Source organism: Rhizobium sp. CF142, from assembly GCF_000281145.1.
In the GTDB taxonomy this organism is placed as follows: domain Bacteria; phylum Pseudomonadota; class Alphaproteobacteria; order Rhizobiales; family Rhizobiaceae; genus Rhizobium.
Map to the genome: position 1 here is coordinate 120,744 of NZ_AJWE01000110.1, position 22,118 is coordinate 142,861.

At 60.4% G+C, this 22,118-nt stretch carries 24 protein-coding genes and 1 pseudogene; 9 read left to right on the top strand and 16 right to left on the bottom strand.

The window, feature by feature from the left end:
* Positions 1-200: 200 nt before the first annotated feature.
* Positions 201-1,418, top strand: coding sequence for an NnrS family protein (locus PMI11_RS27285; protein ID WP_007823741.1), 1,218 nt, complete (start codon positions 201-203; stop codon positions 1,416-1,418).
* Between the two features lie 42 nt (positions 1,419-1,460).
* On the opposite strand, the gene PMI11_RS27290 is transcribed toward PMI11_RS27285, so the two are convergent.
* From PMI11_RS27290 to PMI11_RS27310, 5 genes are all read right to left on the bottom strand, one after another.
* The gene (locus PMI11_RS27290; RefSeq protein ID WP_007823743.1) at positions 1,461-1,763 is read right to left on the bottom strand and encodes a DUF6522 family protein; all 303 of its coding nucleotides are present in this window, start codon (positions 1,761-1,763) and stop codon (positions 1,461-1,463) included.
* Between the two features lie 105 nt (positions 1,764-1,868).
* Positions 1,869-2,174 (bottom strand): metal-sulfur cluster assembly factor, encoded by a 306-nt coding sequence (locus tag PMI11_RS27295; protein WP_007823745.1) that lies wholly within the window; start codon positions 2,172-2,174, stop codon positions 1,869-1,871.
* Positions 2,161-2,688 (bottom strand): DUF2249 domain-containing protein, encoded by a 528-nt coding sequence (locus PMI11_RS27300; protein ID WP_007823747.1) that lies wholly within the window; start codon positions 2,686-2,688, stop codon positions 2,161-2,163. Before PMI11_RS27300 ends, PMI11_RS27295 begins: the two co-directional genes overlap by 14 nt.
* A 5-nt stretch (positions 2,689-2,693) precedes the next feature.
* Positions 2,694-4,046 carry a hypothetical protein gene (locus PMI11_RS27305; RefSeq protein ID WP_007823749.1) on the bottom strand — a complete coding sequence of 451 codons (1,353 nt, stop codon included), beginning with the start codon at positions 4,044-4,046 and terminating at the stop codon, positions 2,694-2,696.
* Positions 4,047-4,061: 15 nt separating this feature from the next.
* Entirely contained in the window at positions 4,062-4,346 is a 285-nt protein-coding gene (locus PMI11_RS27310; RefSeq protein WP_007823751.1) for a DUF2249 domain-containing protein, read from the bottom strand.
* A 259-nt stretch (positions 4,347-4,605) separates the two neighbouring features.
* Here PMI11_RS27310 and hemN point away from each other — a divergent pair, with 259 nt between their 5' ends.
* Complete coding sequence (gene hemN, locus PMI11_RS27315) at positions 4,606-5,958, top strand: oxygen-independent coproporphyrinogen III oxidase (protein WP_007823754.1); 1,353 nt, start codon at positions 4,606-4,608, stop codon at positions 5,956-5,958.
* Positions 5,959-6,100: 142 nt separating this feature from the next.
* Here hemN and PMI11_RS27320 read toward each other — a convergent pair whose 3' ends face one another.
* The 6 genes from PMI11_RS27320 to PMI11_RS27345 all read right to left on the bottom strand — a co-directional run bounded on the left by PMI11_RS27320 (position 6,101) and on the right by PMI11_RS27345 (position 11,690).
* Complete coding sequence (locus tag PMI11_RS27320) at positions 6,101-7,987, bottom strand: nitric oxide reductase activation protein NorD (protein WP_007823763.1); 1,887 nt, start codon at positions 7,985-7,987, stop codon at positions 6,101-6,103.
* Positions 7,988-7,994: 7 nt separating this feature from the next.
* Complete coding sequence (locus PMI11_RS27325) at positions 7,995-8,807, bottom strand: CbbQ/NirQ/NorQ/GpvN family protein (RefSeq protein WP_007823766.1); 813 nt, start codon at positions 8,805-8,807, stop codon at positions 7,995-7,997.
* A 27-nt stretch (positions 8,808-8,834) separates the two neighbouring features.
* Complete coding sequence (locus PMI11_RS27330) at positions 8,835-10,175, bottom strand: cbb3-type cytochrome c oxidase subunit I (RefSeq protein ID WP_007823768.1); 1,341 nt, start codon at positions 10,173-10,175, stop codon at positions 8,835-8,837.
* Between the two features lie 18 nt (positions 10,176-10,193).
* Positions 10,194-10,646 carry a c-type cytochrome gene (locus PMI11_RS27335; RefSeq protein ID WP_007823770.1) on the bottom strand — a complete coding sequence of 151 codons (453 nt, stop codon included), beginning with the start codon at positions 10,644-10,646 and terminating at the stop codon, positions 10,194-10,196.
* A gap of 223 nt (positions 10,647-10,869) precedes the next feature.
* A complete protein-coding gene (locus PMI11_RS27340) occupies positions 10,870-11,151 on the bottom strand; it encodes a cytochrome C oxidase subunit IV family protein (RefSeq protein WP_007823772.1) in 282 nt (93 codons plus the stop codon).
* Positions 11,148-11,690 carry a cytochrome c oxidase subunit 3 gene (locus PMI11_RS27345; protein WP_051034657.1) on the bottom strand — a complete coding sequence of 181 codons (543 nt, stop codon included), beginning with the start codon at positions 11,688-11,690 and terminating at the stop codon, positions 11,148-11,150. The genes PMI11_RS27340 and PMI11_RS27345 overlap by 4 nt, the downstream gene beginning before the upstream one ends.
* Positions 11,691-11,852: 162 nt before the next feature.
* On the opposite strand from PMI11_RS27345, the gene PMI11_RS37790 reads away from it, so the two are divergent.
* Both PMI11_RS37790 and PMI11_RS27350 read left to right on the top strand, forming a co-directional pair.
* Positions 11,853-12,008: a hypothetical protein gene (locus tag PMI11_RS37790; RefSeq protein ID WP_007823775.1), complete on the top strand. Its 156-nt coding sequence runs from the start codon at positions 11,853-11,855 to the stop codon at positions 12,006-12,008.
* A gap of 3 nt (positions 12,009-12,011) precedes the next feature.
* Positions 12,012-12,470, top strand: a complete 459-nt coding sequence (locus PMI11_RS27350) for a hypothetical protein (RefSeq protein ID WP_007823777.1) — start codon at positions 12,012-12,014, stop codon at positions 12,468-12,470.
* 16 nt (positions 12,471-12,486) lie between these two features.
* Here PMI11_RS27350 and PMI11_RS27355 read toward each other — a convergent pair whose 3' ends face one another.
* The 5 genes from PMI11_RS27355 to PMI11_RS27375 all read right to left on the bottom strand — a co-directional run bounded on the left by PMI11_RS27355 (position 12,487) and on the right by PMI11_RS27375 (position 18,115).
* The gene (locus PMI11_RS27355; protein WP_007823779.1) at positions 12,487-14,076 is read right to left on the bottom strand and encodes a copper resistance CopC/CopD family protein; all 1,590 of its coding nucleotides are present in this window, start codon (positions 14,074-14,076) and stop codon (positions 12,487-12,489) included.
* 36 nt (positions 14,077-14,112) lie between these two features.
* Positions 14,113-14,640: a YcnI family copper-binding membrane protein gene (locus PMI11_RS27360; protein ID WP_007823781.1), complete on the bottom strand. Its 528-nt coding sequence runs from the start codon at positions 14,638-14,640 to the stop codon at positions 14,113-14,115.
* 60 nt (positions 14,641-14,700) lie between these two features.
* Positions 14,701-15,153, bottom strand: a complete 453-nt coding sequence (locus PMI11_RS27365) for a pseudoazurin (RefSeq protein ID WP_007823782.1) — start codon at positions 15,151-15,153, stop codon at positions 14,701-14,703.
* Positions 15,154-15,443: 290 nt separating this feature from the next.
* Complete coding sequence (locus tag PMI11_RS27370) at positions 15,444-17,369, bottom strand: hybrid sensor histidine kinase/response regulator (RefSeq protein WP_007823783.1); 1,926 nt, start codon at positions 17,367-17,369, stop codon at positions 15,444-15,446.
* Positions 17,370-17,386: 17 nt separating this feature from the next.
* Positions 17,387-18,115 carry a Crp/Fnr family transcriptional regulator gene (locus tag PMI11_RS27375; protein WP_007823784.1) on the bottom strand — a complete coding sequence of 243 codons (729 nt, stop codon included), beginning with the start codon at positions 18,113-18,115 and terminating at the stop codon, positions 17,387-17,389.
* Between the two features lie 233 nt (positions 18,116-18,348).
* Here PMI11_RS27375 and ccoN point away from each other — a divergent pair, with 233 nt between their 5' ends.
* The 5 genes and pseudogenes from ccoN to PMI11_RS38240 all read left to right on the top strand — a co-directional run bounded on the left by ccoN (position 18,349) and on the right by PMI11_RS38240 (position 21,937).
* Positions 18,349-19,971 (top strand): cytochrome-c oxidase, cbb3-type subunit I, encoded by a 1,623-nt coding sequence (gene ccoN / locus PMI11_RS27380; protein ID WP_007823785.1) that lies wholly within the window; start codon positions 18,349-18,351, stop codon positions 19,969-19,971.
* Positions 19,972-19,979: 8 nt separating this feature from the next.
* Entirely contained in the window at positions 19,980-20,714 is a 735-nt protein-coding gene (gene ccoO, locus PMI11_RS27385) for a cytochrome-c oxidase, cbb3-type subunit II (protein ID WP_007823786.1), read from the top strand.
* Between the two features lie 8 nt (positions 20,715-20,722).
* Positions 20,723-20,875, top strand: coding sequence for a CcoQ/FixQ family Cbb3-type cytochrome c oxidase assembly chaperone (locus PMI11_RS27390; RefSeq protein ID WP_007823787.1), 153 nt, complete (start codon positions 20,723-20,725; stop codon positions 20,873-20,875).
* A gap of 1 nt (position 20,876) precedes the next feature.
* Entirely contained in the window at positions 20,877-21,740 is an 864-nt protein-coding gene (gene ccoP, locus PMI11_RS27395) for a cytochrome-c oxidase, cbb3-type subunit III (RefSeq protein WP_007823788.1), read from the top strand.
* A gap of 12 nt (positions 21,741-21,752) precedes the next feature.
* Positions 21,753-21,937: pseudogene (locus tag PMI11_RS38240) on the top strand (hypothetical protein).
* Positions 21,938-22,118 lie beyond the last annotated feature (181 nt).

Sequence of the window (22,118 nt, forward strand, 5' to 3'; positions counted from 1 at the left end):
TTCTAATCTCCCGTAGTCGAAGAGCGAGCGAATGCCGCCCGGTCGAGAAGGAAGGTAGTAGAAACCCTGCTGGACTCTTTGATTTGGAGCAAACTGACTATTTGTGGCAGCGCAAAGTTCTGCCGCCGCTGTTTGCGTAATCTCAACGACTACCCCGACAATCTCCTGCATTGCTGTGTCGTCAATTTGGAGACACGGAAATGAAAAACACTTCGGATGCCGCGCGAGATTTTCCGCGCGGCATGTCGCGAACCGGACCGATCCTCTTCTCCTACGGCTTCCGGCCCTTCTTCCTGGCATCGGCGCTCTGGGCGATTGCAAGTATAGACCTATGGATGGCTTATCTCAGCTTCGGCGTTCCCGTCGCATTGGATTACGGGACATTGTATTGGCATGCGCATGAGATGCTGTTCGGTTTTGCGCCAGCGGTTCTGGCCGGCTTCTTGCTAACGGCGATCCCGAACTGGACCGGACGCCTGCCGATTGCCGGCAGGCCGCTGGCAATCCTGTTTTCGATCTGGTGCGCCGGCCGTATCGCCATGCTGCTCACGGGCTCGATCGGGGTCGTTCTGGCGACTGCCGTCGACAGCCTGTTCCTGCCGGTAATGCTCCTTATCTGCGCGCGCGAGGTCGTTGCTGGAAAAAAATGGAAGGACCTGAAGGTCATCGCCGGGCTTTTTATCCTCTCGCTTGCTAACGTGCTCTTTCATATTGAGGTCATCAAGGGCGCAGGCCCTGAACCTGCAATACGTTTCGGGATCGGTGCCTACGTGCTGCTCGTGACGATCGTCGGGGGCAGGATCCTGCCCAGCTTCACCCGCAACTGGATCAATCAGTTCGGCCGTACGGATTTTCCAGTGCCGTATAACAGTTTCGATGCAGCAACCATCATCATCGGTGCGGTTGCGTTTGTCCTGTGGGCGTGCGCGTCCGATTCCAGGGCAACTTGTGGGACGGCGGGTGTCGCAGCGGTCCTCAACATGATCAGGCTGGGCCGCTGGCGCGGCTGGACCACCTGGCCTGAACCTATTCTGGCCGTCCTGCATGCCACCTTCTTATTCGTCCCGGTCGGTTTTGCCGCCATTTCACTTCAGGCATCCGGGTGGTTACCCGAAATGGCCGTGCTGCATATCTTCGCGATCGGCACAATTTCGCTGATGATGCTGGCGGTGATGACGCGGGCAACGCGCGGCCATACCGGACGGAAACTGAAATCGAGCCGGATGACCAATATATCCTACGGCCTGCTTGGCGGCGTTGCACTCGTTCGGCCGCTTGCCGAACTCGTTCCCGCGCTGAGCACGGAGATCCTTGCGGTCGCCGCGATCGGCTGGACAGCGGCTTTCGGATTGTTCGTGCTGGAGCATGCACCGCTTCTATGGTCGGGGCGCAAGCCTCTGACGATGAGGGGAGGGTGACATTGCCGGCATTGGAAAGGTCGCGCGAGCGGCCTTTTTCGTTCAGCCGCGCTCGCCTCCCGGCGCCATACCCGAAAACTGCATTTCTTCGCTGAGCACGCAGCCGTCCTCGTCGACGATCGCAATCCAGATCCGATTGCCGATACGGACGGAAAGACGCCGCGTCCCGGCGTCGTCGCCGGTGCCGATCTCTACTTTCGAGCGGACAAAGCCTCGGCGCAGATGATCCAGCAGAAGGTCAGGCGTAAGGCCAAAGCGCCCTGCGAGTACGGCGGCGTCGACGACGGGGCTGCCGTCTGTCTGCAATCCAAATAGGCTTGTCCTATCCGCAAAGTCTTCGCTCATGGCCTTTCCAATCAAATGGGAGGGCAGACCGACTGTCCCGATTCGATGTGCAATTTTGCTCGTTGGGCGACCGGTCCGCCACAGGAAAAACGTGACTGCAAAGCCTCAGGTCTTCGGCAGCTCGAAGAGCGATACCATGTCCGGCGACCAGGCCGGTTCGTAGACAAGGTCGACGACGGCCTGGCTTACGCCGGCAATATCCTCAATGCGCTGACGCGCCGCGTCGGCAATATAGCCGGACGCAGGACAGAAGCGGGTGGTCGTAGTCATCTTGATCTTCACGACCGCAGGCTCGGTGACATCGATTTCGTAGATGAGGCCGAGATCGACGATGCTCGTTCCCATTTCGGGGTCTTCTATCTCTCGCAGCGCATTGCGCACGTCCTGTTCCGTCACCTCAGGCACCAGCATTGTTCTGATCTCCCGTGGTCGTCCTGATCATGATCCGGTAGGTCTTGCCGGAAGCATCGAAATTGCCGATCCATTCGTGGCCCCGTGCTTTCAATTCGTTGAAGAGGAAGACAGGTTCCCGGTTGAGAAGGGCAAACAGAACCTCGCCGTCCTCCATCGTCTCCAGCCGGGAGAGAATGCGCTCCATCGGCTCGGGCGGCGCGAGATCGGTCAGGTCGAGGTTCCAGACAGGATCGGGCCAGACCGCTTCCGTCGTGGCGACGGCGGGTTCCGATCTCTGAATGGGCTTGTTCGGGATGAAATCGATTTCCCAGTCATCATCAGCCAGACGTTTTGCGACATGTGAATAGCCGCGCTTTTCGAGCTGGCGGATCAAAGGGACGGGTTCGAATATCGCACGCAGCTTCAGACCCTCATCAGGATCGAGGCCGGCGAACGTGTCCATGATGAGCTGGAATGGCATACCGCCATCGCGCAGGATCTGTCGGACGTCGAGTTCACGGAATTGAACCATTGGCGTTACCTCTGTGGTTTTGCGGCGACGAACAGCGCCGGCTTGTGAAATGGTGCGCTCTTGATCCGGGGAGGCACGTTCGCGAGTGTACGGGCAAGAACCAGCTCGACGACGAGAGCGAAGGTCGATGCGGTTTGAAAGACCGCGAACATGCGAAAACCTGTGTCCGATCCAAGGCAGAGTGCGATCGCGGCGCCGACCACCGAAAGGTAGAAAAGGCCAAGCCAAACACTGGCCCGGCGCCCGTTGACGAGTTCGCCGAGCTTCGGTGTCGGTCTGCGGCCAAGAAGCGGGCCGAAGGCCTCGATCCAGGTGAGAAAAGGAACGATCTTCAGGAGCTGGGCGAGACCGAAGCCGGTGAGCCAGCCGAATACGAAGAGATAGACGATCGCCGACACGATACGCGTCTCGGCATGGAGGAACAGGGACACAGCAAGAAGGGAGACGGAAAGGCCAAGCATCGCGAAGGCCGGCAATGATCCCAACGTATTCAGCTCGAGCGCCGGCCGGCGCCTGGCGCGATACGTCCTGCAAATTTCAAAGAGGTAGGCAGCAACGATCAGCGCAAACAGCACTGCGGCCGACAGGAAAACGGCGCGCGCGAAATCGGGTGCGACAGGCGTGCCGATCGCTGCAGTCGACAGGAGCAGGACCGCCAGCGTGCTCGATCGGCGAACGAGTTGCGCCTTGCGCATGTCGTTGGACAGAAGGAACATCGGAAGCAGCTTGTAGCTGACGCCGATCGCCGCAAAGGTCATCCATCCGCCGAGACCGAAACTCGCATGGAAGGCCACCGCTTCCATGCCATAGGCGACGACTGCGGGTGCTTCCACCAGACCGGAAATCGTCAGCGCGAACAGGGCGCCAAGGGCCGTCGTGACCAGCAGGCAGCCGATGCCGACGAGAACGATGAGGGAGGCAGCATGCACGTGCCTTCCCCGCCACAGCAGCGCCGACAGCGACATGGAGACAGCGGCGATGGAAAGAGAAAGCGTGACGGAGGCAGCGATCATGACCAGGCCGGCCGCAGAAGAGCCAAGGCTGATCAGGTGAAAGCCCAGCATGAGAAGCGCCGGGCCGGCGACCATTCCGGCGAAAGCGATCAGATCGAAACGACTGGCCGGTCTGTCATTGCCTGTCAGGACCGGCGCGAACTGAAGCAATGATCCGATCATGAGAAGCAGAAGCCATCCGAGCGTCACGGCGTGCACGATAGCAAGCGCTCCAGGCTCGGTGATGCCAAGGGAAGGCGTCCAGACACCGGCTGCCAGCAGGCACTCCGCCAGCAGCAAGTAAGACAGCGCCGCGCCGAAATACGACATCGTCCACCGCGACAGGGTCGTGCCTACGGGCATCATGGCGCGTCTCCGGCGCTAGTGGCTGCCGCAGCAGCAGTCGCAACCCGCATCGAGGCGGGTGATCTCCACACGCCAGACATCCGGTCCCTGTTCGAGATATTCCCACGAGAATTTTCCGGGAAGGGCAGTGTCGAGCTGGTACTGCAAGGGGCGGGGTTCGTGGTCGCTGGTAATGTGGAGGCTCTGGCCCGGCGTCAGCGAGTTCAGGGTACCGAAGATCCGGGGATGGCGTTCGACGGGCGGCAGGATACGCACGTCGATGTGTGCAATCGCAGTCTGGGTGGCTGGCGCGTCTGTCATTATGGCTGTTTCCTTCTGCCGCGAGATGACGAATGACCGGACCGCGGCGCGTCCTGTATCGGAGCTGAAGATAGCCGGGTGCAGAACGGGCGACTTTGACTGCGAGCAAACAGCCGGGCGATTGTCTGTCGTTCTCGGCGCTCGCCGGTGCCTGACTCGCTGTTATCAGCGTCATGCGGATCGTTGTTGATCCAGGACAAGGAAGGCTGCCCCTTCGTCGGCATATGCACATCATGACATTCTGATGAAGGAAGCCGAAATGTCCGATGCCCTGATCGCCAAATATGGCGAGGCCCGCCTGCCACGCTACACCAGCTATCCGACTGCGCCGGCGTTTTCGCCGGCCGTCGGGCCGGAACAATATGCGCATGGTCTTTCAGAGATCGCAGCCTCCGGACCTGTCTCCGTCTACCTGCATGTTCCGTTCTGTCGCTCCATGTGCTGGTATTGCGGCTGCCACACGACGGTCACGCGCCAGGATGCGCCCGTGCTCGAATATCTCGACGTCTTGAGCCAGGAGATCGAACTCGTATCGCAGGCGGCTCGAAACGAGGTTCCGGTCAAGAACGTTCATTTCGGCGGCGGCACGCCGACGATCATGAAGCCGGACGAATTTTCGAGCCTGATGGACAAGCTCAAGAGCGCGTTCCAGTTTACCGGCGACTGCAGCGTTGCGGTCGAGATTGATCCGCGAACGCTGTCGAGCGCAATGATTGCCGCCCTCGGCGAAAACGGCGTCGACCGCGCAAGTCTCGGCGTCCAGAGCTTCGACCCAGTCGTTCAAAAAGCGATCAACCGGATACAGAGCTTCGAGCAGACGCAGGCAGCCGTGGCGGGGCTCAGAGGCTACGGCGTGACGAGCATCAATTTCGACCTTATCTATGGGCTCCCGCATCAAACCATTCGATCCTGCGTCGAAACGGTGAGAACGGCTGTCGAGTTGCGGCCGGAGCGTTTCGCCGTCTTCGGATATGCCCATGTGCCGGCCTTCAAGAAGCATCAGCGGCTGATCGACGAGGCAGCGCTGCCCGATGCTGCGCAACGCAACGAGCAGGCCGAGGCGATTGCTGACGAGCTGGAGAGCGCTGGATATGTTCGTGTCGGCCTCGACCATTTCGCATTGCCCGACGATCAGCTCGCCGTCGCCTCCCTCTCGGGAACCCTGCGGCGGAACTTCCAGGGCTACACGACCGACGAATGCGAAACCCTCATCGGGCTCGGCGCGTCGGCGATTGGGCGGCTGCCGGGCGGCTACGTCCAGAACCATGTCGCTCTTGGTCGTTACGCAGAACGGATCAGTTCGGGAATCCTCGCGACTGCCAAGGGATATGGGCTGACCGATGAAGACAAGTTTCGGGCGAGAGTGATCGAACGGCTGATGTGCGACTTCAAGGTGGATCTTGCAAAGCTTGGTGCGGAGGCCGGCTACGATGTCGGCTTTCTCCTCGAGAGGAACGATCGGCTGGTCAGTCTCGTATCGGATGGCGTGGTGACACTGGAGAAGGGCTGCATCACCGTCTCGAAGGAGCATCGCTTCATGGTCCGGGCCGTTGCAGCAGCCTTCGACGCCTATTTCGGCTCCTTCGGCCGGACGCACAGCAAGGCGGCGTGAGCGACGTCTTGACAATCAGCAGGTGATGAATGGCGATGCGCATGCCGGTCATTCCTGGCCCCCTAATGCAGAAAACCAGGCCGGAAGCGATTCCGCCTGGTTTTCCGCGTGCGAAAGGGGGGTGGCTTGGTCTTTCGCGCCTTTATGTCGTCAAGCTCCGGTAGATCGCAGGCAGTGCGCTCGGCAATTTCGAAATGTTCGACACCAGTGCGAACCCGGATCTGCCGAAGATTGCAGGCAGGTAGTCGCCGGCGCTGCGATCGACCGTCACGGCGAAGACCGCTTGTCCCTTCGCACGTGCCTCCATCACGGCCTTGCGGCTGTCTTCGAGAGCAAAGCGACCCTCGTAGTGATCGACGTCATTGGGTTTGCCGTCCGTCAGAATGAGCAGCAGCTTCTTCCTTGCGCTGTCGCTCTCCAACTGCCGGGATATATGGCGGATGGCCGCTCCCATGCGCGTGTAGTAACCGGGTTTGAGGCTTGCGATGCGGCCGGCGGTTTTGGCCGAGAATGTCTCGTCGAAATCCTTGATAGTATCGACGCGAACCCAGTCACGCCGCCGCGATGTGAAGGTCTTGATGGCAAAGCGGTCGCCGCAGGATTGCAAGCCGCGGGCAAGGACGTCGAGCGCCTGCATTTCCACGTCGAGAACCCTGCGATTGTCGACCCAGGAGTCCGTCGACAAGGAGACATCGACAAGGATCGAGGTCGCAAGTTCATGGCTGGCGGGGCGGGCACATCCATAGATACGGTCGTCCGGCTGGCCGGTGGCGATGAAGTCGATGCGGGAGCGTATGGCCGCTTCGAGATCGATCTGATCTCCGTCCAGCTGAGCCCTTCGCAGCGCCCGCTTCGGGCGCAGCGTCTCGAACTGGCGCCTGACCTTGCGCACGAGAGCGGCGTCGCTGACGATTGCCTGGTCCACCTTGCCTGAAGGTGAGCCGACCACCACGCGGCAATGGTCGGCAAGATACTGGCTCTTCCGGAAATCCCATTCCGGATAGGTGAATTCCCCGTCTATCATCGTCGGGTCGGCAGCTTCCGGGGAGAGGTCCAGGTCGAAGTGGAATTTGGATTTCGGCCGTTCGCGCGTTTCGCTGAGCGCGATCTCCTCGAGCTCTTCGGCCGCCGCCGGATCGTCCTCCTCGCTGTCATCGCTCGGGCGATCGACATTGACCATCTCCGCCATGGCGAGGATCTTTTCGAAGCGGTTCAATATGAAGGGATCGCGCTTACGGTCGTCAGCGTCGCGTTTGCGTGTCGCCTCATGCGACGGTCGCGCCTGTCGGTCGTCACCCGCCTGATCGGATGGAAGGTCATCGCGTTCGGATGGGCTTAACTCGCTGCGACCCCTGAAATCCGGCCAGATCGGCAAAGGCAGCATCGGCAGATAACCGGCAGGGGCGGCGGCTATCTTCGGGCGGACAGCGTCGGGAAGGGGATGATGCAAGGGAACGGTGAGCGCCAGCTGGGCGAATTCCTCGATCCACCGTTCGGTCTGAGGAAGCGTTCCGCGCCTGCGGCAGCCAAGCAACGCCTGGGTCAGCCGCCCATAGCGTGCCACCATTCCAGGAAACTGCTGGATGACCAGAGCGGAATTTTTCCGACCCGTTTCGATCCGCCACAAATCGGAAAGAACCGGATCGGCAGGCGGTGTAAAGGACGGCGCAGTTGCCACATAGGCGGCCAGCCAGAAATAGAGATCCCGGTTGAGCGAGCGGTCGTCGAAAAGATCGACGACCGCTGGCAGATGGATTGCCGTGCCGTCCCAGGTCGGATGGTCCGATCTTTCCTCGCCGAGGCCGATGACTTGTCTCAACCGCAGCCTGTGCATCGAGGTTTTCTGTCTTGCTCTCTGGATCTGCAGGGTGGTGTCCCCGCCGAATGCCCTGAAGCAGACAGCGAGCTGCGGTCTGAGCTCGGCAAGGTGAACGGCCTCTGCAGGATGGTGCAGCCATGAACTGGTGTCGCCGACCAGCCGATGCCAGGCGCGCCCCACCGTCTCTTCGAGTTCCAGAAATTCCAGCATGCTTCACCTATCCGATCGCGGCCCTGGCGACCTCGACAAGGGCGGCCTTGACGTCCGGCTCGTCTGTCAACGGCTCAATGATGGCTGCCCGCACAGCGTCGATTGCCGGCAGGCCGGCATCGATAAGCGAGGCGCAGTAGATCAAAAGGCGGGTCGAAACACCTTCTTCCAGGTCCTGGCCCTTGAGCGCGCGCAGGCGTCGGGCAAGCTCTACAAGCGGTGCGACCCTGGCTTCGGCAAGACCGCTTTCCAGGGACACTGTGGCAATCTCCCGCTCGGGCGGCAGGAAATCGAATTCGATTGAGACGAAGCGTTGACGCGTGCTGGGCTTCAGCGCCTTCATCAGGTTCTGGTACCCAGGATTATAGGAGACGACGACCATGAACCCTGGGCCGGCTTCCAGGACTTCGCCGGTCCGCTCGAGCGGAAGGATGCGCCGGTCGTCCGTCAAAGGATGGAGAACCACCGTCACGTCCTTGCGCGCCTCGACGATTTCGTCGAGGTAGCAGATGCCGCCATCTCGAACGGCCTTGGTGAGCGGGCCATCCATCCAGACCGTCTCGCCGCCCTTGAGAAGGTATCGGCCGGTGAGATCGGCGGCCGTGAGGTCGTCGTGGCACGAAACGGTCGACAAAGGCAGGCCGAGACGGGCGGCCATGTGCTGCACGAAGCGGGTCTTCCCGCAGCCGGTCGGCCCTTTCAGGAGGATCGGGAGTTGTCGCGTCCAGGCGTGTTCGAAGAGCGCGCATTCGTTCCCCTGAGGCGCGTAGTGCGGTATCTCCACGTCCGGATTGAGCGGATGGTTGAAGGCTATTGTCATCGTTGTTCTCCAGGAAAATGGCCCGCCTCATTCGGCGGGCTGGACCACTGGGCTTGGGACGCGCGTCCGTCCGGGAACAAGCAGCGACCAGATGAACATCAGGGCGCTGATGAACACGAAGATGCCGGAGCCAAGTCGCACCCAGTAGAAGAGGGCGAGCTGATCCTGGACTTCCATGTACGACTGGCCGAGAACCCGCTGCAGATGCACCTGGATGATGCCGGCGAAGGTGAGCGCGAAGGTCATGACCGACATCGCGGTGCACATGATCCAGAAACTGGCAATCGACAGCCATTGATTATAGGGCGCGCGGCCGCGGATCTGCGGGACGGCATAGGCCATCGCCGCGAGATTGAGCATCACATAGGCGCCGAAGAAGGCGAGATGTCCGTGGGCAGCGGTGACCTGCGTGCCGTGGGTATAATAGTTGACCGACGAGAGCGTATGCAGGAAGCCCCAGACGCCGGCGCCAAAGAAGGCCATGACCGAGCAGCCGATCGACCAGAGAAGAGCAGCCCTGTTTTCGTGCTTGCGGCCGGCCCGCCAAGTCATGACGAAGGTGAACACGACCATGGTGAAGAAGGGCGCAACCTCAAGTGTCGAGAAAAGCGATCCGATCCACTGCCAGTAACCGGGGGCGCCGATCCAGTAATAATGGTGGCCGGTGCCGAGGATCCCGGAAAACAGCGCCAGTCCGATGATGACGTAAAGCCATTTCTCGACCACTTCCCGGTCGATACCGTTCAGCTTGATCATCAGGAAGGCGAGCACCGATGCCATGATCAGTTCCCAGACGCCCTCGACCCACAGATGGACGACATACCACCAGTACATCTTGTCGAGCGCCAGATTGACGGGGTTGTAGAAGGCGAAGAGGAAGAAGATCGCGACACCCCACAGGCCGAAGAGCAGGATGTTGGTGATGGTCGTCTTGCGTCCCTTGAGCGCGGTCATAGTGACGTTGAAGAGGAACATCAGCGCCACGATCACGATCCCGACCTTGATCGCGAAGGGCTGTTCCAGGAACTCGCGGCCTTCATGAATATGGAAGAGATAGCCGACGACGGCGACTGCCGCGGCGATGAGGAAGATCCAGAACTGTGCGATGGCGATCCTCGTGCTGTAGAGCTCGGTCTCGCATTCCTCCGGCAGCAGGAAATAGGTCGTTCCCATGAAGCCCATCAGCAGCCAGACGATCAGCGCATTGGTGTGGATCATCCGCACGATGTTGAAGGGCAGTTCGACGGATAGCGTATTGGGCAGCACGTAGATGGTGCCGGCGAGCACGCCGAACAGGAGCTGGGCCATGAACAGGCCGAGAGCTCCGTAAAAATAGAGCATTGCGACGCTCTGGGTCTTGTACTTCATTTCTATAGCCTCTCGCTGTCAGCCGGCCTGGTTCGGGGGCCAGTTCTGGGTGTTGGTCTTGCTGACCCATTCGAGGAAGTCGGCGAGGTCATTGACCTCCTGATCTGTCAGATTGAACTGCGGCATCTGCCGTCGACCTTCGATGCCGGAGGGTTGTGCGGCCATCCACGCGTGAAGCGCCTCGCGGGCATTCGCCGGATCCTTGTCCCCACCCCAGCGGATCCAGACATTCGACAGTTCCGGCGCGAAGTAGGCGCCCTCGCCGTCGAGGGTGTGGCAGTTGATACAGGCGTTCTTTTCCCAGATGTGTTTTCCGCGGGCGACGCCTTCCGTCAGGGTGGCCTCATTGGTGGAAACCGTGCGGATGTAATAGTGACTGTGGGCCGTCAGGCCCACGAATATCGCAAAGAAGAATGCCGACCCGCCGTAGAACACGTTTCGGGCCGCGGTTTTTGTCAGGCGTTCAGCCATTGATCATCCTTTCATGTCAGTGGCGGTGCCGCCGTGACGTCGGAAATCGAGCCAGCGGGCTCGCTGGAAGGGAATGGCGGAATTCGACCGGGAGCTCTTTGCTCATTCGCAAGCATGCCGACGAATGTACGATGGCGGAATACGCTGTGAGGCATGCCAGCAAAGCCGCAAGCCACTTGCAGCCTGCAGGTGCGCTGAGTTTTTTAGAAAGCGAAGCGAAACTTCAAACAGACAATTGCAAGGCGGTGCGCGCGACCGCAATCAGCAGCACGAATGCCGCCCATAACCATAAGGCAGCGGTCAAAGGCGTGCTGGTTCCGCGAAGCCCGAGAAAATCCAATACGACAAGCCGAACCTTGATGACGGCAATCGTGGCGATCATCACCGCGACCAAAGCCGGCGGTATTCCGTCCGGCAGGGCGCGTATCAAGACGAACATGCAGCCCGTCAGAGCGAGCAGAAGCAGCAAGGCGCGCGAGCAATTCGGGCGATCGGAACGCTTCATAGCAGGTAGATCAATGGAAACATGACGAGCCAGACGATGTCGATCACATGCCAGAGCGTGGTGATCAGATGGACGTTCTCGCGGGTCGGAAAGACTGTGACGAGGACGAGGATCATCGATCCGAACGCCACATGCGTCAGATGAAACCCGGTGATGAGAAGATAGAGCTGTGAGAAGGGATCCCCGGAGAGAAGTGATGCGCCTTCGAACGCATATTCCAGGCATTTGAGACCGGCGAAGACGACCCCTCCCAGGGCCGCCACAAGCAGCATCAAACGTCGGCGAGAGATCGCGTTCTGTTCGCCAGCCTTGGCGGCAAACCAGCCGCTTGCCAGAAGTACGATCGTGTTGACGACCGGCAGGGCATGATGAAGCCTCGCCTTGCCGGCTGCGAATGTTTCCGGGTGCAGCGCGGAGGCGACGACGAATGCCGTCAGCAGCGCTCCGAAGGCGACCAGCTCGCTCCAGGCAAGGATCCATACCAGCAGATCGCCATTATCGGTATCGCGCGTCTCGCGACTTGAGATCATCGAGGTCATATTCTCAAGCTTATGGCGAGGCTGAGTGCCCGTCTTTGTGAAACCGCAAACAGTCATGTGTCCCCCTGCGGACAGGCCGATCGCCGAGCGAGAGCTCTCTTTGACCGATCTCAAAGAAGCGCCCACCGTGGCTCGCTATCCTGCGTTCGCAAAGGAGACCTCATGAGCGACGCACAAATCGGACTTTCGATAGCAACACCTGTCATCGTGATCTTCGCGATCATGCTTTACCGGATGGGCGTGCTGCAACGGACAGGTGTCGTGACTGCGGTCATCGCCGCCATTGCCATTGCCGCAAGCCTGTTCCTGCAGAGGTGAGCGATGAACTGCCCGACATCCGCGTTCCATGAGCTCGAAGCCCGCTATGGCGAACTCTTGTCCTGGTGCGATCTTCTTGAGGCGCTCGCCGATTTCCTGCCATGTCGCATCAATGAGCGGATTTGCGGCATGGTTGCCGACGGGCTTCTTCCCCTGCTTCTGAGCACTCATCGGCTGGAGGAGCAGATCGTTTCGGACCGGTTGGGAGCGGTCATGAGCGGCAGCGAGCGATCCGAGATGGAGGAATGCCTCAGAGCTGGTCGACTGGTCGATCTCGAGGCGGCACAAGACGTGGTAGAGGTGCTTCAGGCGCTGCAGGACGGCTGCTGCTCTCTGTCCTTCGACACGGTCAGCCTCCTGCTCAGATCGTTCTTCTGCGCCTTGCGTCGGCATATCGCTGCGCAGCGTCGGATCATCAGGCGGATAGACGAGGTCTCCAGGGCCGAGCTCGGCGCGGCGTGATCCAGGCAGGCCTAGTCTAGTCGGTTTTTACCGGGAGGTCGCCTTCGAGATGGACGAGGTTGAAGTCGTCGATCAGTACCTGAATGTCCACGCTCCAGCCCGCGATATCTGAAAGCGGCAGGTTTCTCGCAGCCCATGTGCCATCGGCGGCATTTGTCAGGCTGTACTTGAGAGGTTCGATCCCACGCACTGCGTTACGCAGGCCGAGCGATACGCTTCGTGGCTGCATCGGATCGAATTGCGGCGTCAGGATCGAAACGCGGATATCGGCCGTGCCGTTAGGCTGCGGCGTCATTTCGAGTTCCGCCATTGCCTTCTGCCCATGGAGATGGAGCGACACCGGCGGTTGGGCATGGGCGTATTGATATTGTCCAGGACCAGCAAAACGCCACAACGATGCGGCAGCGACGATCAAAAGCGCCAGCCCGATCTCGCTGCCGATGCTCCAGCCCAGCCTGCGCCGGGCAGCAGGGTCTCCGGCCAGTGCCGGAGCAGTCAGCCAGAACCGATTGTAGAGCGCCAGGATGCAGAGGACCGCAACAAGGCCGATCTTGACGGCCAGCACGCGCGCAAACAGCGACGACCATGCCAGGTCGATGCGGGGCATTTCCATCGCTGCAAGCAGCAGTCCTGCCAGCAGCATCAGGACGAAGGGGACGGGGATCAAGCACGAGAAAAACCGCAGCGGCCGCCGATCTTCAGCAGATCGGCTGAGATGCAGCAGCGGCGGCAGGCTTCCGATCCAGAAGAGCAAGATGGCAACATGCAGGAAGATCGACGCCTGCGCGATGAAGCGGGGCTGCGCAATCGAACTGTGGCCTGTCAGTGTGAAGGCGAGTGAGGCAATGGCAAGTGCGGCAGCCGAGGTTATACGCGCCGGCCACGGACGACGGGCCAAGGGTAAGACCGCCAGCGCAACTGCCACAAGCTTGAGGCATTGGGCAATCCCCGTTGGGTCGGAAAAAGCCTGGGCAATCGGCTCCAATCCGGCCCAGCCAAGGCCCATGCCAACGTCGTCCAGTCCCTGAAGATAAAGCCCTGCCAGGATGAGGATGATCGCTCCGGCAGCCAGGGCAGGGGATCCTGCGCGCCAGCCTGCCGCAGAGAGCCAGCAGTTGAAAAATGAGCCGCCGACAATGACGGCGAGACCAAGCGTCGAACCGATAGTGACCAACCAGATGGCGGCATGCAACGCCTTCGACGGTATATCGGAAACATTGCTGAAACGGGCCGACACTTTGCCGACATGAAAGACAATGGATCCGCCAATCGGATGGCCGTCCTCCGACAATACCCTGTAGCTGAAGATCACTGTGCCGTCTGCGAGCGGGCGGGGAAGGGGCGCTTCGACTTCGGCACCCGTCGAATTCGCTGAAATCTCTCTGGCCACCCCATCGGCGGCGACCATGCTAGAGCGAACGACCCTGACGGCTTCGTTGAAGCGCAGCAGGATTTGTTCTGGCGCGACGGCGAGAATATCGTTGTTTGCGGGCGAGGATGCGATCAGGACGGCGTGGGCGTCGGCTCCCGCCGCCATGACAAGAAGCAGCCCCGCGACACGTGCGAGAAGGCAAAAGGCGGCCCATAGGGAGAAATTCCGCGCCATGGGCGACAACCTGCTTCGGGCTCGTCTCTGCCTGCCTTAGGAACGAGGCTGAGCGACGACGTCGAAAAACGGCGCCGGGGTTTCGTAATCATCGGACGTCTTGCCGGCAGCGGGAATGTCGATCCAGCGCTCGACCGCGCCTTCGGCGCATTCCTGGACGACGGGGACGTAAATGCGCGTAGCCGCAGGCAGTTCCTTCGCCACGGTCGTGCGAAAGACGAATTCATCATATTCGTCATCGGCAAGCGAGCCGCCTTGCCACACGATCTCGGTGAGGCCTTCCTTGACCTGCTCGCCATAGAGATCGTAGCTCTTTTCGTAGGTTCCGCGGATTTTTTCCAGCGTCCAGCCCGCCTTCGGCATCGGCTTGACAGACAGCAATCCCTCGGGGATTTTTACCCGGATACTGACGGTTGCCTTGCCTTTGCAGCCGTGCCCCACGCGCAGGACGGCCTTGTAGGCCTTGCCGGAGACCGCATCGGCCTGCTCGAGAGTGATGTGGGCCTGCGCCGTTCCGGCAATGCAAAACATGCCTGCTAGTGCGAGCGCAAAGTGTCTGATCATGACATGTCTCCTCGTCCGCAGGTGGGGCGCATGGCGCCGCCACCTGTGAGTGCCTTAACGTTATTGCGTGACCTGTGCGATCTGTGCGAGATCGGCATCGAGGCGCTTGCGCACCATGTTCGGAAGCTTGGTGGTCTTGATGACTTCGAGGTTGGCGGGGTTGTCGCCGACCTGGATCAGCGCCACCATGCCCATGCCTGCGTGCGGCGTGCACTTGATGACATAGGCGCCGGGGACGTCGAATTTGGCCTGATATTGCTCGCTGGGCTTGGATTTGAACTCCGCGGCTCCATCCGGAATAAGGCCCTTGTAGGTCTCGGCATTGTGGCTCTTGTCGGTGGGCACGAAGGTAACGGTGTCTCCGGGCGCGATCTTGACAAATCCCGGCTCGAAGACCATCGCGCCGTCAGCGCCCTTGTTGAGCATCTGGATCTGATGGTCGGCGGCCATGAGCGGCGCTGCCGATGCCATCAGAACCGCTCCGGCAGCGATCAGTCCAAATTTCAGACGCATTGCATTTCTCCTATGTTCGGGGCCGATCTTGGCCTCGACTGCGGTTCTAGGACATGCAGGCGTGTCACTCTTTGATGCCCGTCAAATTGGCGGGGCCAAACCAGGCGACAGGCGGCTCTCTTTGTCCGGTTTCGACGATACGCAGGGAAAGGGTAGTGCGGGCCCCAATCACGTTGATGACAGCATCCAGTTCGAGGCAGGAGTGGATGCAGGTTTGCGTCTGCGGAACCGTCAAAGGCTCCGGCGGACAATCGGATTGCTGGATTTTTGAGAGGGTTACGCGCCCCGCTTCACCGGGCGTCGATGAGCTCACGCACTTTCAGGGCGAGGTCGCGCGCAGTATAGGGCTTTCGAAGCCATTGCGCGCCGGCGATGACCTCGTTTGCCGCTAGTGCGGGCTCCGAATATCCTGAGGTGAAGAGCACGGCGAGGTCAGGCCGTTCCACGCGGGCGGCCCTTGCCAGCTCGTCGCCGGTCATGCCCCCGGGCATGACGATGTCGGTGAACAAAAGCGCGACGTCGGGCTGGCCCTTGAGCAATTCCAGTGCCCGACGGCCATTGTCAGCCTCGAGCACGGCATATCCCATCCCGGCAAGCCTGGCGACGGCAACCCTGCGGACGCGCGCGTCGTCCTCGACCACAAGAACGCGTTCGTCGCCACCCGGCAGTGCTGCTTCGGCCTTGCCGCCGGCCGTCGCTTCATCTCTTGCGCCGGCGCTTGAAAGAGCCGGCAGGTAGATGCGGATCGTCGAGCCGCGACCGACCTCGCTATAGATCTGCAGGTGGCCGCCGGATTGCTTGACGAAGCCGTAGACCATGCTGAGGCCCAGTCCGGTTCCGGATCCCACTTCCTTGGTGGTGAAGAAGGGCTCGATCGCACGCTTCTTGACCTCTTCGGTCATGCCGTCACCGGTATCGCTCATGGAGACGAGGACGAAGTTGCCGCTGCGAACTTCCGGATACATTTTCGCGTAGTCCGCATCGAGCTGCACACGTGAGACCTCGGTGGTCAGAGTGCCGCCTTTCGGCATGGCGTCGCGCGCGTTCAGAGCGATGTTGAGGATCGCGTTCTGCAGCTGGGAACTGTCGACCAGCACGTTGAAATCGGATCCTGAAAGGACCGTCGACAATTTGATGTTTTCACCGAGCGTCCTTCGCAACAGGTCCGAAAAGCCGGTGACGAGCCGGCCGAGATCGGCCTGCTTCGGGTTCAACGGTTGACGCCTTCCGAATGCCAACAATTGTCCGGTGAGCTTTGCGCCGTCGGCCGCGGCATCCTGCGCCTCCTGCAGCATATCGCGCAGCGGGCCCGACGGGAGCTTGTCCTCGATCATCTCCAGATTGCCGCTGATCACGGTCAGCAGATTGTTGAAGTCGTGCGCCAGCCCGCCGGTCAACTGACCCACGGCTTCCATCTTCTGGGCCTGGCGAAGGTCCTCTTCGATCTTGAACCTGCTGGTCAGATCACGAACGAAGCCGGTGAAGATCCGTTCGCCATTTGCCGTTGCCTCGCCGACATGAAGCTCCATCGGGAACTGGGTGCCGTCAGCGCGCTGGCCTGTTACGACGCGCCCGTAACCGATGATCCGCTTCTCGCCCGTCTGCATATAATGGTCGATATATCCGTCATGGGCTGCGCGGTAGGGTTCGGGCATCAGCTTCTTGACATTCTGGCCGCAGATTTCTTCGGAGCTAAAGCCGAAGAGCATCTCCGCCGCCTTGCTGAACGACATGACATTGCCGTTCTGGTCGATGACGACCATCGCATCGGGTACTGTGTCGAGGATCGACGACAGGTGTGCCTCGCGCGCCCGCACGGCCTCTTCCGCCTTGCGCAGGGCGCTGACATCGCTGTTTGCCTCGATGACGACGGGATCACCGTCCGGAAGATTGACGAGCACGCAGCGGGTCGTCACGTACATGTCGCGACCGTTCTTATGGCGATGAATGACCTCGCCCTGCCAGAAACCCCGCGTCGTCAGGTGCGCGCGTATGGCGTCCATCGGCTCAGGAAAGCGCGTATCGAGCAAAGCGTAGACGGTCTCGCCTACGGCCTCTTCACGGGTCCAGCCGTACATGTTCTCGCTGCCGATCGACCAATGGGTGATCGTGCCTTCGAGCCGGTGCACGATGATGTCGGCCCCGTCGAGCACATGCACGAGCGCGTCCAGTTCCTGGGGCGATGCGATGCGCGGCGAGATCAGACGGTGAGGCATAGACATTCGTTCCGTAGTCAGTGGACGCTACCCCTATGGCAGGTTCTGTCCGAAAAATCATCCACGTTGCCCGACAACTGTGCGAGGCGGGCTAGATTGACGATGCGCAGATTGTGCCGTCCGTCCGGAATGACGATCTTCCTCTGGGCAAGCTTGCTGATCGAGCGCGAAACGGTCTCGATGGTCAAGCCGAGATAATCGGCGATGTCCTGCCGGCTCATCGGCACCTCGAGCAGCCCCTGGTGGAGCGATTCGCCGTCACGGGTCGCAAGCTTCATGAGAAAGGTGCAGAGGCGTTCCTCTGCATTTTTCCTGGACAGGAGCACGAGTTGGTCGTGGGCCGACGCGGTCTCCCTGCAGAGTAGGCTGATATAGGCCGGCCGCAGAAGCTCGGAACGCTCAATCTCTTCCTGGAACTGTTTGCGCGAGAGGCGGCGAATCTTGCAATCCGTCACGGCTTCGGCGGTAAAGAGGAAATCGCCCTGCAGGAAAGAGCCGACGACATCGCCGGCGAAGTGAAAGGCGGTTATGACCCGGCGCCCGTCGCCGATAATGCGATGAAGGCGTACGACGCCTTCGGTGATCTGGAACAGATGCCGTGCGGCATCCCCCTCCCAACAGATCGCCTTTCCCGCCCCGACCGTTTCGGTCGCCGACATCTGGAAAAGCGACGACAACGAATTGTCCTGAACCGCTTTTACGCCAAGATCGACGTTCTCGAATGCCTGTTGGCCCTGCATCAACATCTCAATGATCCCCGTGCCCTGATTGAATGTGAGGCCAATAGAAAGGCGTTCGGTCACAGCGGAATGAGCGGACGGTGCCAAAGGGTAAGGTTCTGTAACAGTCTGTAACAACGGGCAAAGCCACGCCTTCGTTGACCTGGATCAAGGAACAGGCGGGGTCTCCATGACAGTCGTTCCTCAAAGTACGAGAAAGGCGACCGCGCTGTGGTCGTCTGCGCACTGGGGACGTCATCATGAACTATACTACGGAAACCATGGTGGTCGCCGTGGGAGCATTCCTGGCATTGCTTGGCGCTGCTTTCGCCCACGACCATCTATTTTCAATCCACATGGGGATATTGAGCTTCTGCCTTTTTGCGGGAACGCTGCTTCTCGTCAGAAAGGTAGATTTCTCACCGACGGGCCGGCTGCCGAAAGCCGATCCGTCCGGCTATTTCGACGAGGTGATCCGCTACGGTTTGATCGCCACCGTATTCTGGGGCGTCGTCGGTTTCCTCGTCGGCGTTGTCATTGCGGCGCAATTGGCGTTCCCGGATCTCAATTTCGCTCCCTACCTGAATTTCGGCAGGCTCCGGCCCGTCCACACATCGGCGGTGATCTTCGCCTTCGGCGGCAATGCGCTGATCATGACGTCCTTCTACGTCGTCCAGCGCACCTGTCACGCGCGCCTCTTCGGCGGGAGCCTCGCCTGGTTCGTCTTCTGGGGCTATCAGCTCTTCATCGTCATGGCGGCGACCGGCTATGTCCTCGGCATCAACCAGGCGCGCGAATATGCCGAGCCCGAATGGTACGTCGACCTGTGGCTGACGATCGTCTGGGTCGCCTATCTCGCCGTCTTCCTCGGCACCATCCTGAAGCGCAAGGAGCCACATATCTATGTGGCGAACTGGTTCTATCTCGGCTTCATCGTGACGATCGCGATGCTGCACGTCGTCAACAATCTCGCAGTGCCGGTCTCCTTCCTCGGCTCGAAGAGCTACTCGTTGTTTTCGGGCGTTCAGGACGCCCTGACGCAGTGGTGGTACGGCCATAACGCCGTCGGCTTTTTCCTGACCGCCGGCTTCCTCGGGATGATGTATTATTTCGTGCCCAAGCAGGCTAACCGCCCCGTCTATTCCTACCGGCTGTCGATCATCCACTTCTGGGCGCTGATCTTCATGTATATCTGGGCCGGGCCGCATCACCTGCACTATACCGCGCTCCCGGACTGGGCGCAGACCCTCGGCATGGTCTTCTCCATCATGCTCTGGATGCCCTCCTGGGGCGGTATGATCAATGGCCTGATGACGCTGTCGGGTGCCTGGGACAAGATCCGCACCGATCCCATTATCCGCATGATGATCGTCGCCATCGCCTTTTACGGCATGTCGACCTTCGAAGGCCCGATGATGTCGGTCAAGACGGTGAACTCGCTCAGCCACTACACCGAATGGACCATCGGTCACGTGCATTCGGGCGCGCTCGGCTGGGTCGGTATGATCACCTTCGGTGCGATCTACTACATGACGCCGAAGCTGTGGGGCCGCGAACGCCTCTACAGCCTGCGCATGGTCAACTGGCACTTCTGGCTCGCAACGCTCGGCATCGTCGTCTATGCGGCGGTTCTGTGGGTCGCCGGCATCCAGCAGGGCCTGATGTGGCGCGAATATAATTCCCAGGGCTTCCTCGTCTACTCCTTCGCCGAAACCGTGGCCGCGATGTTCCCCTATTACGTGCTGCGCACAATCGGTGGTGGTCTCTACCTGGCCGGCGGCATCGTAATGGCCTGGAACGTCTTCATGACCATCCGCGGCCATCTGCGCGACGAAGCCGAAATTCCTTCTGCCTATGTGCCGCAGGCACAGGCTGCCGAGTGAGGTGACACATGGCATCAATCCTGGACAAACATCAGATCCTCGAGAAAAACGCGACCCTTCTTCTGGTCGGCTCGCTGCTCGTGGTCAGCATCGGCGGTATCGTCGAAATCGCGCCGCTGTTCTACCTGCAGAACACGATCGAGAAGGTGGAGGGAATGCGTCCCTATACGCCGCTTGAGCTGGCAGGCCGCAATATCTACATCCGCGAAGGCTGCTATCTCTGCCATAGCCAGATGATCAGGCCGTTCCGAGACGAGGTGGAACGCTATGGCCATTACTCGCTGGCCGCCGAATCCATGTACGACCATCCCTTCCAATGGGGCTCGAAACGCACGGGTCCGGATCTCGCGCGCGTGGGCGGCCGCTACTCCAACGAGTGGCATGTCCAGCATTTGTCGAACCCGAGGGCCGTCGTGCCGGAATCGATCATGCCGAGCTATGCCTTCCTCAAGGAACACGAGATCACCGTCAAGGACGTCGGCATGGACCTGAAAGCAAATGTCGATGTCGGCGTACCCTATAGCGACGACATGATCGCCAATGCGGAGGCGGACATGAAGATGCAAGCCGACCCGAATGCCGATACGACCGCGCTTCTCGAGCGATATCCCAAAGCCAAGGTAGGCGATTTCGACGGCGACCCGTCGAAGCTCACCGAGATGGATGCCCTTGTGGCCTATCTGCAGATGCTCGGCACGCTCGTCGACTTCTCGACCTATGACGACGCCACCGGCTACCGATGAGGTGAAACATGGAAACCTACACCGCAATGCGGCACTTCGCCGACAGTTGGGGCCTCCTGGCGATGACGGCCTTCTTCATCGGAGCGATCATTTTCACGCTCCGGCCCGGTGGCAAGCAGGCCGCGAAGGATGCCGCCAACATTCCTCTGAAGGACGATTGAGATGTCGGAAAAACATATCGATGAAATCAGCGGCGTCGAGACGACCGGCCATGAATGGGACGGCATCCGTGAACTGAACAATCCAATGCCCCGGTGGTGGGTCTGGACCTTCTACGCGACGATCCTGTGGGCGATCGGCTATGCCATCGCCTATCCGGCCATACCGATGATCACATCGGCTACGAAAGGCTATTTCGGCTTTTCCAGCCGTGCCGAGCTGCAGCAGGACCTCGATCTAGCCAAGGCATCGCAGACGAAGTTCCACGACATGATCGCCGCCAAGACCGTGCAGGAAATCGATGCCGATCCGGCTCTTCGCGAATTCGCGATCGCCGGCGGCGCCTCCGCCTTCAAGGTCAATTGCGCGCCGTGCCACGGTTCTGGCGCGAGCGGCGGACCGGGTTTCCCCAACCTCAATGATGACGACTGGCTCTGGGGCGGTGACCTTGATCCCATCCAGACGACAATCGCCCACGGCATCCGCTTCGATGGCGACACGGACACGCATGTCTCAGAAATGCCGGCCTTTGCCGACATGCTCGACAAGGATCAGATCCGGCAGGTTGCAGCCTATGTCTGGAGCCTGACGAACAGGCCATCGGACGAAACCCTCGTTGAGCCCGGAAAGCAGGTGTTCCTGGACAACTGTGCGGCGTGTCACGGCGAGAATGCCAAGGGCAAGCCGGAGATGGGCGCGCCTGATCTTGCCGATGCCATCTGGCTGAAAGGTAGAGGTGAGGACGCCATCATCCGCCAGGTTGCGGCTCCGAAGCATGGTGTCATGCCGGCGTGGTCCGCGCGCCTTGGAGACACGACCATCAAGGAACTCACCGTTTTCGTCCACTCGCTCGGCGGCGGTCAATGAGAGGCCGGCAGGATGACGAACCATGATCATAACGCGCTCCTTGAACTCTATGGCACGCCGCGTGCGGTGATCCGCTCACGCGTGACGATGCGCCAAGGTCCGCTCCGCCGGCCTGCGAGCAGGAAGATCCCGCAAAGATCGGCAGTTCGATCGTAAGCTTGATCTGCCTCAAAGATCATAACCCGACCAGCCGGTAGATCTGCAAACGAGGACGTCCCAGCGGCTTCTCCCCGTTGTCCTCCAGGCCGTGCCCCTCTCCCGGGCGCGGCCCTTTTCTTTGATCAAGCACAAGGAGCGATCGGACGCAACAGCCTATGCCTGTCGATTGCCCAGCTCTTTCAGGGCCGCATCCTGCCCGGGCAGGGCGTGTGCCATGCA

Excerpts from the sequence above, each read along its gene's own strand:
- PMI11_RS27365 (WP_007823782.1), bottom strand. The coding sequence starts at position 15,153 with ATGCGTCTGAAATTTGGACTGATCGCTGCCGGAGCGGTTCTGATGGCA.
- PMI11_RS27305 (WP_007823749.1), bottom strand. The coding sequence starts at position 4,046 with ATGATGCCCGTAGGCACGACCCTGTCGCGGTGGACGATGTCGTATTTC.
- PMI11_RS27320 (WP_007823763.1), bottom strand. The coding sequence starts at position 7,987 with ATGCTGGAATTTCTGGAACTCGAAGAGACGGTGGGGCGCGCCTGGCAT.
- PMI11_RS37790 (WP_007823775.1), top strand. The coding sequence starts at position 11,853 with ATGAGCGACGCACAAATCGGACTTTCGATAGCAACACCTGTCATCGTG.
- PMI11_RS27360 (WP_007823781.1), bottom strand. The coding sequence starts at position 14,640 with ATGATCAGACACTTTGCGCTCGCACTAGCAGGCATGTTTTGCATTGCC.
- PMI11_RS27330 (WP_007823768.1), bottom strand. The coding sequence starts at position 10,175 with ATGAAGTACAAGACCCAGAGCGTCGCAATGCTCTATTTTTACGGAGCT.
- PMI11_RS27370 (WP_007823783.1), bottom strand. The coding sequence starts at position 17,369 with ATGCCTCACCGTCTGATCTCGCCGCGCATCGCATCGCCCCAGGAACTG.
- hemN (WP_007823754.1), top strand. The coding sequence starts at position 4,606 with ATGTCCGATGCCCTGATCGCCAAATATGGCGAGGCCCGCCTGCCACGC.
- PMI11_RS27310 (WP_007823751.1), bottom strand. The coding sequence starts at position 4,346 with ATGACAGACGCGCCAGCCACCCAGACTGCGATTGCACACATCGACGTG.
- PMI11_RS27340 (WP_007823772.1), bottom strand. The coding sequence starts at position 11,151 with ATGAAGCGTTCCGATCGCCCGAATTGCTCGCGCGCCTTGCTGCTTCTG.
- ccoN (WP_007823785.1), top strand. The coding sequence starts at position 18,349 with ATGAACTATACTACGGAAACCATGGTGGTCGCCGTGGGAGCATTCCTG.
- ccoP (WP_007823788.1), top strand. The coding sequence starts at position 20,877 with ATGTCGGAAAAACATATCGATGAAATCAGCGGCGTCGAGACGACCGGC.
- PMI11_RS27345 (WP_051034657.1), bottom strand. The coding sequence starts at position 11,690 with ATGACCTCGATGATCTCAAGTCGCGAGACGCGCGATACCGATAATGGC.
- PMI11_RS27375 (WP_007823784.1), bottom strand. The coding sequence starts at position 18,115 with ATGTTGATGCAGGGCCAACAGGCATTCGAGAACGTCGATCTTGGCGTA.
- PMI11_RS27390 (WP_007823787.1), top strand. The coding sequence starts at position 20,723 with ATGGAAACCTACACCGCAATGCGGCACTTCGCCGACAGTTGGGGCCTC.
- PMI11_RS27285 (WP_007823741.1), top strand. The coding sequence starts at position 201 with ATGAAAAACACTTCGGATGCCGCGCGAGATTTTCCGCGCGGCATGTCG.
- PMI11_RS27290 (WP_007823743.1), bottom strand. The coding sequence starts at position 1,763 with ATGAGCGAAGACTTTGCGGATAGGACAAGCCTATTTGGATTGCAGACA.
- PMI11_RS27325 (WP_007823766.1), bottom strand. The coding sequence starts at position 8,807 with ATGACAATAGCCTTCAACCATCCGCTCAATCCGGACGTGGAGATACCG.
- PMI11_RS27300 (WP_007823747.1), bottom strand. The coding sequence starts at position 2,688 with ATGGTTCAATTCCGTGAACTCGACGTCCGACAGATCCTGCGCGATGGC.
- PMI11_RS27355 (WP_007823779.1), bottom strand. The coding sequence starts at position 14,076 with ATGGCGCGGAATTTCTCCCTATGGGCCGCCTTTTGCCTTCTCGCACGT.
- PMI11_RS27350 (WP_007823777.1), top strand. The coding sequence starts at position 12,012 with ATGAACTGCCCGACATCCGCGTTCCATGAGCTCGAAGCCCGCTATGGC.
- PMI11_RS27335 (WP_007823770.1), bottom strand. The coding sequence starts at position 10,646 with ATGGCTGAACGCCTGACAAAAACCGCGGCCCGAAACGTGTTCTACGGC.
- PMI11_RS27295 (WP_007823745.1), bottom strand. The coding sequence starts at position 2,174 with ATGCTGGTGCCTGAGGTGACGGAACAGGACGTGCGCAATGCGCTGCGA.
- ccoO (WP_007823786.1), top strand. The coding sequence starts at position 19,980 with ATGGCATCAATCCTGGACAAACATCAGATCCTCGAGAAAAACGCGACC.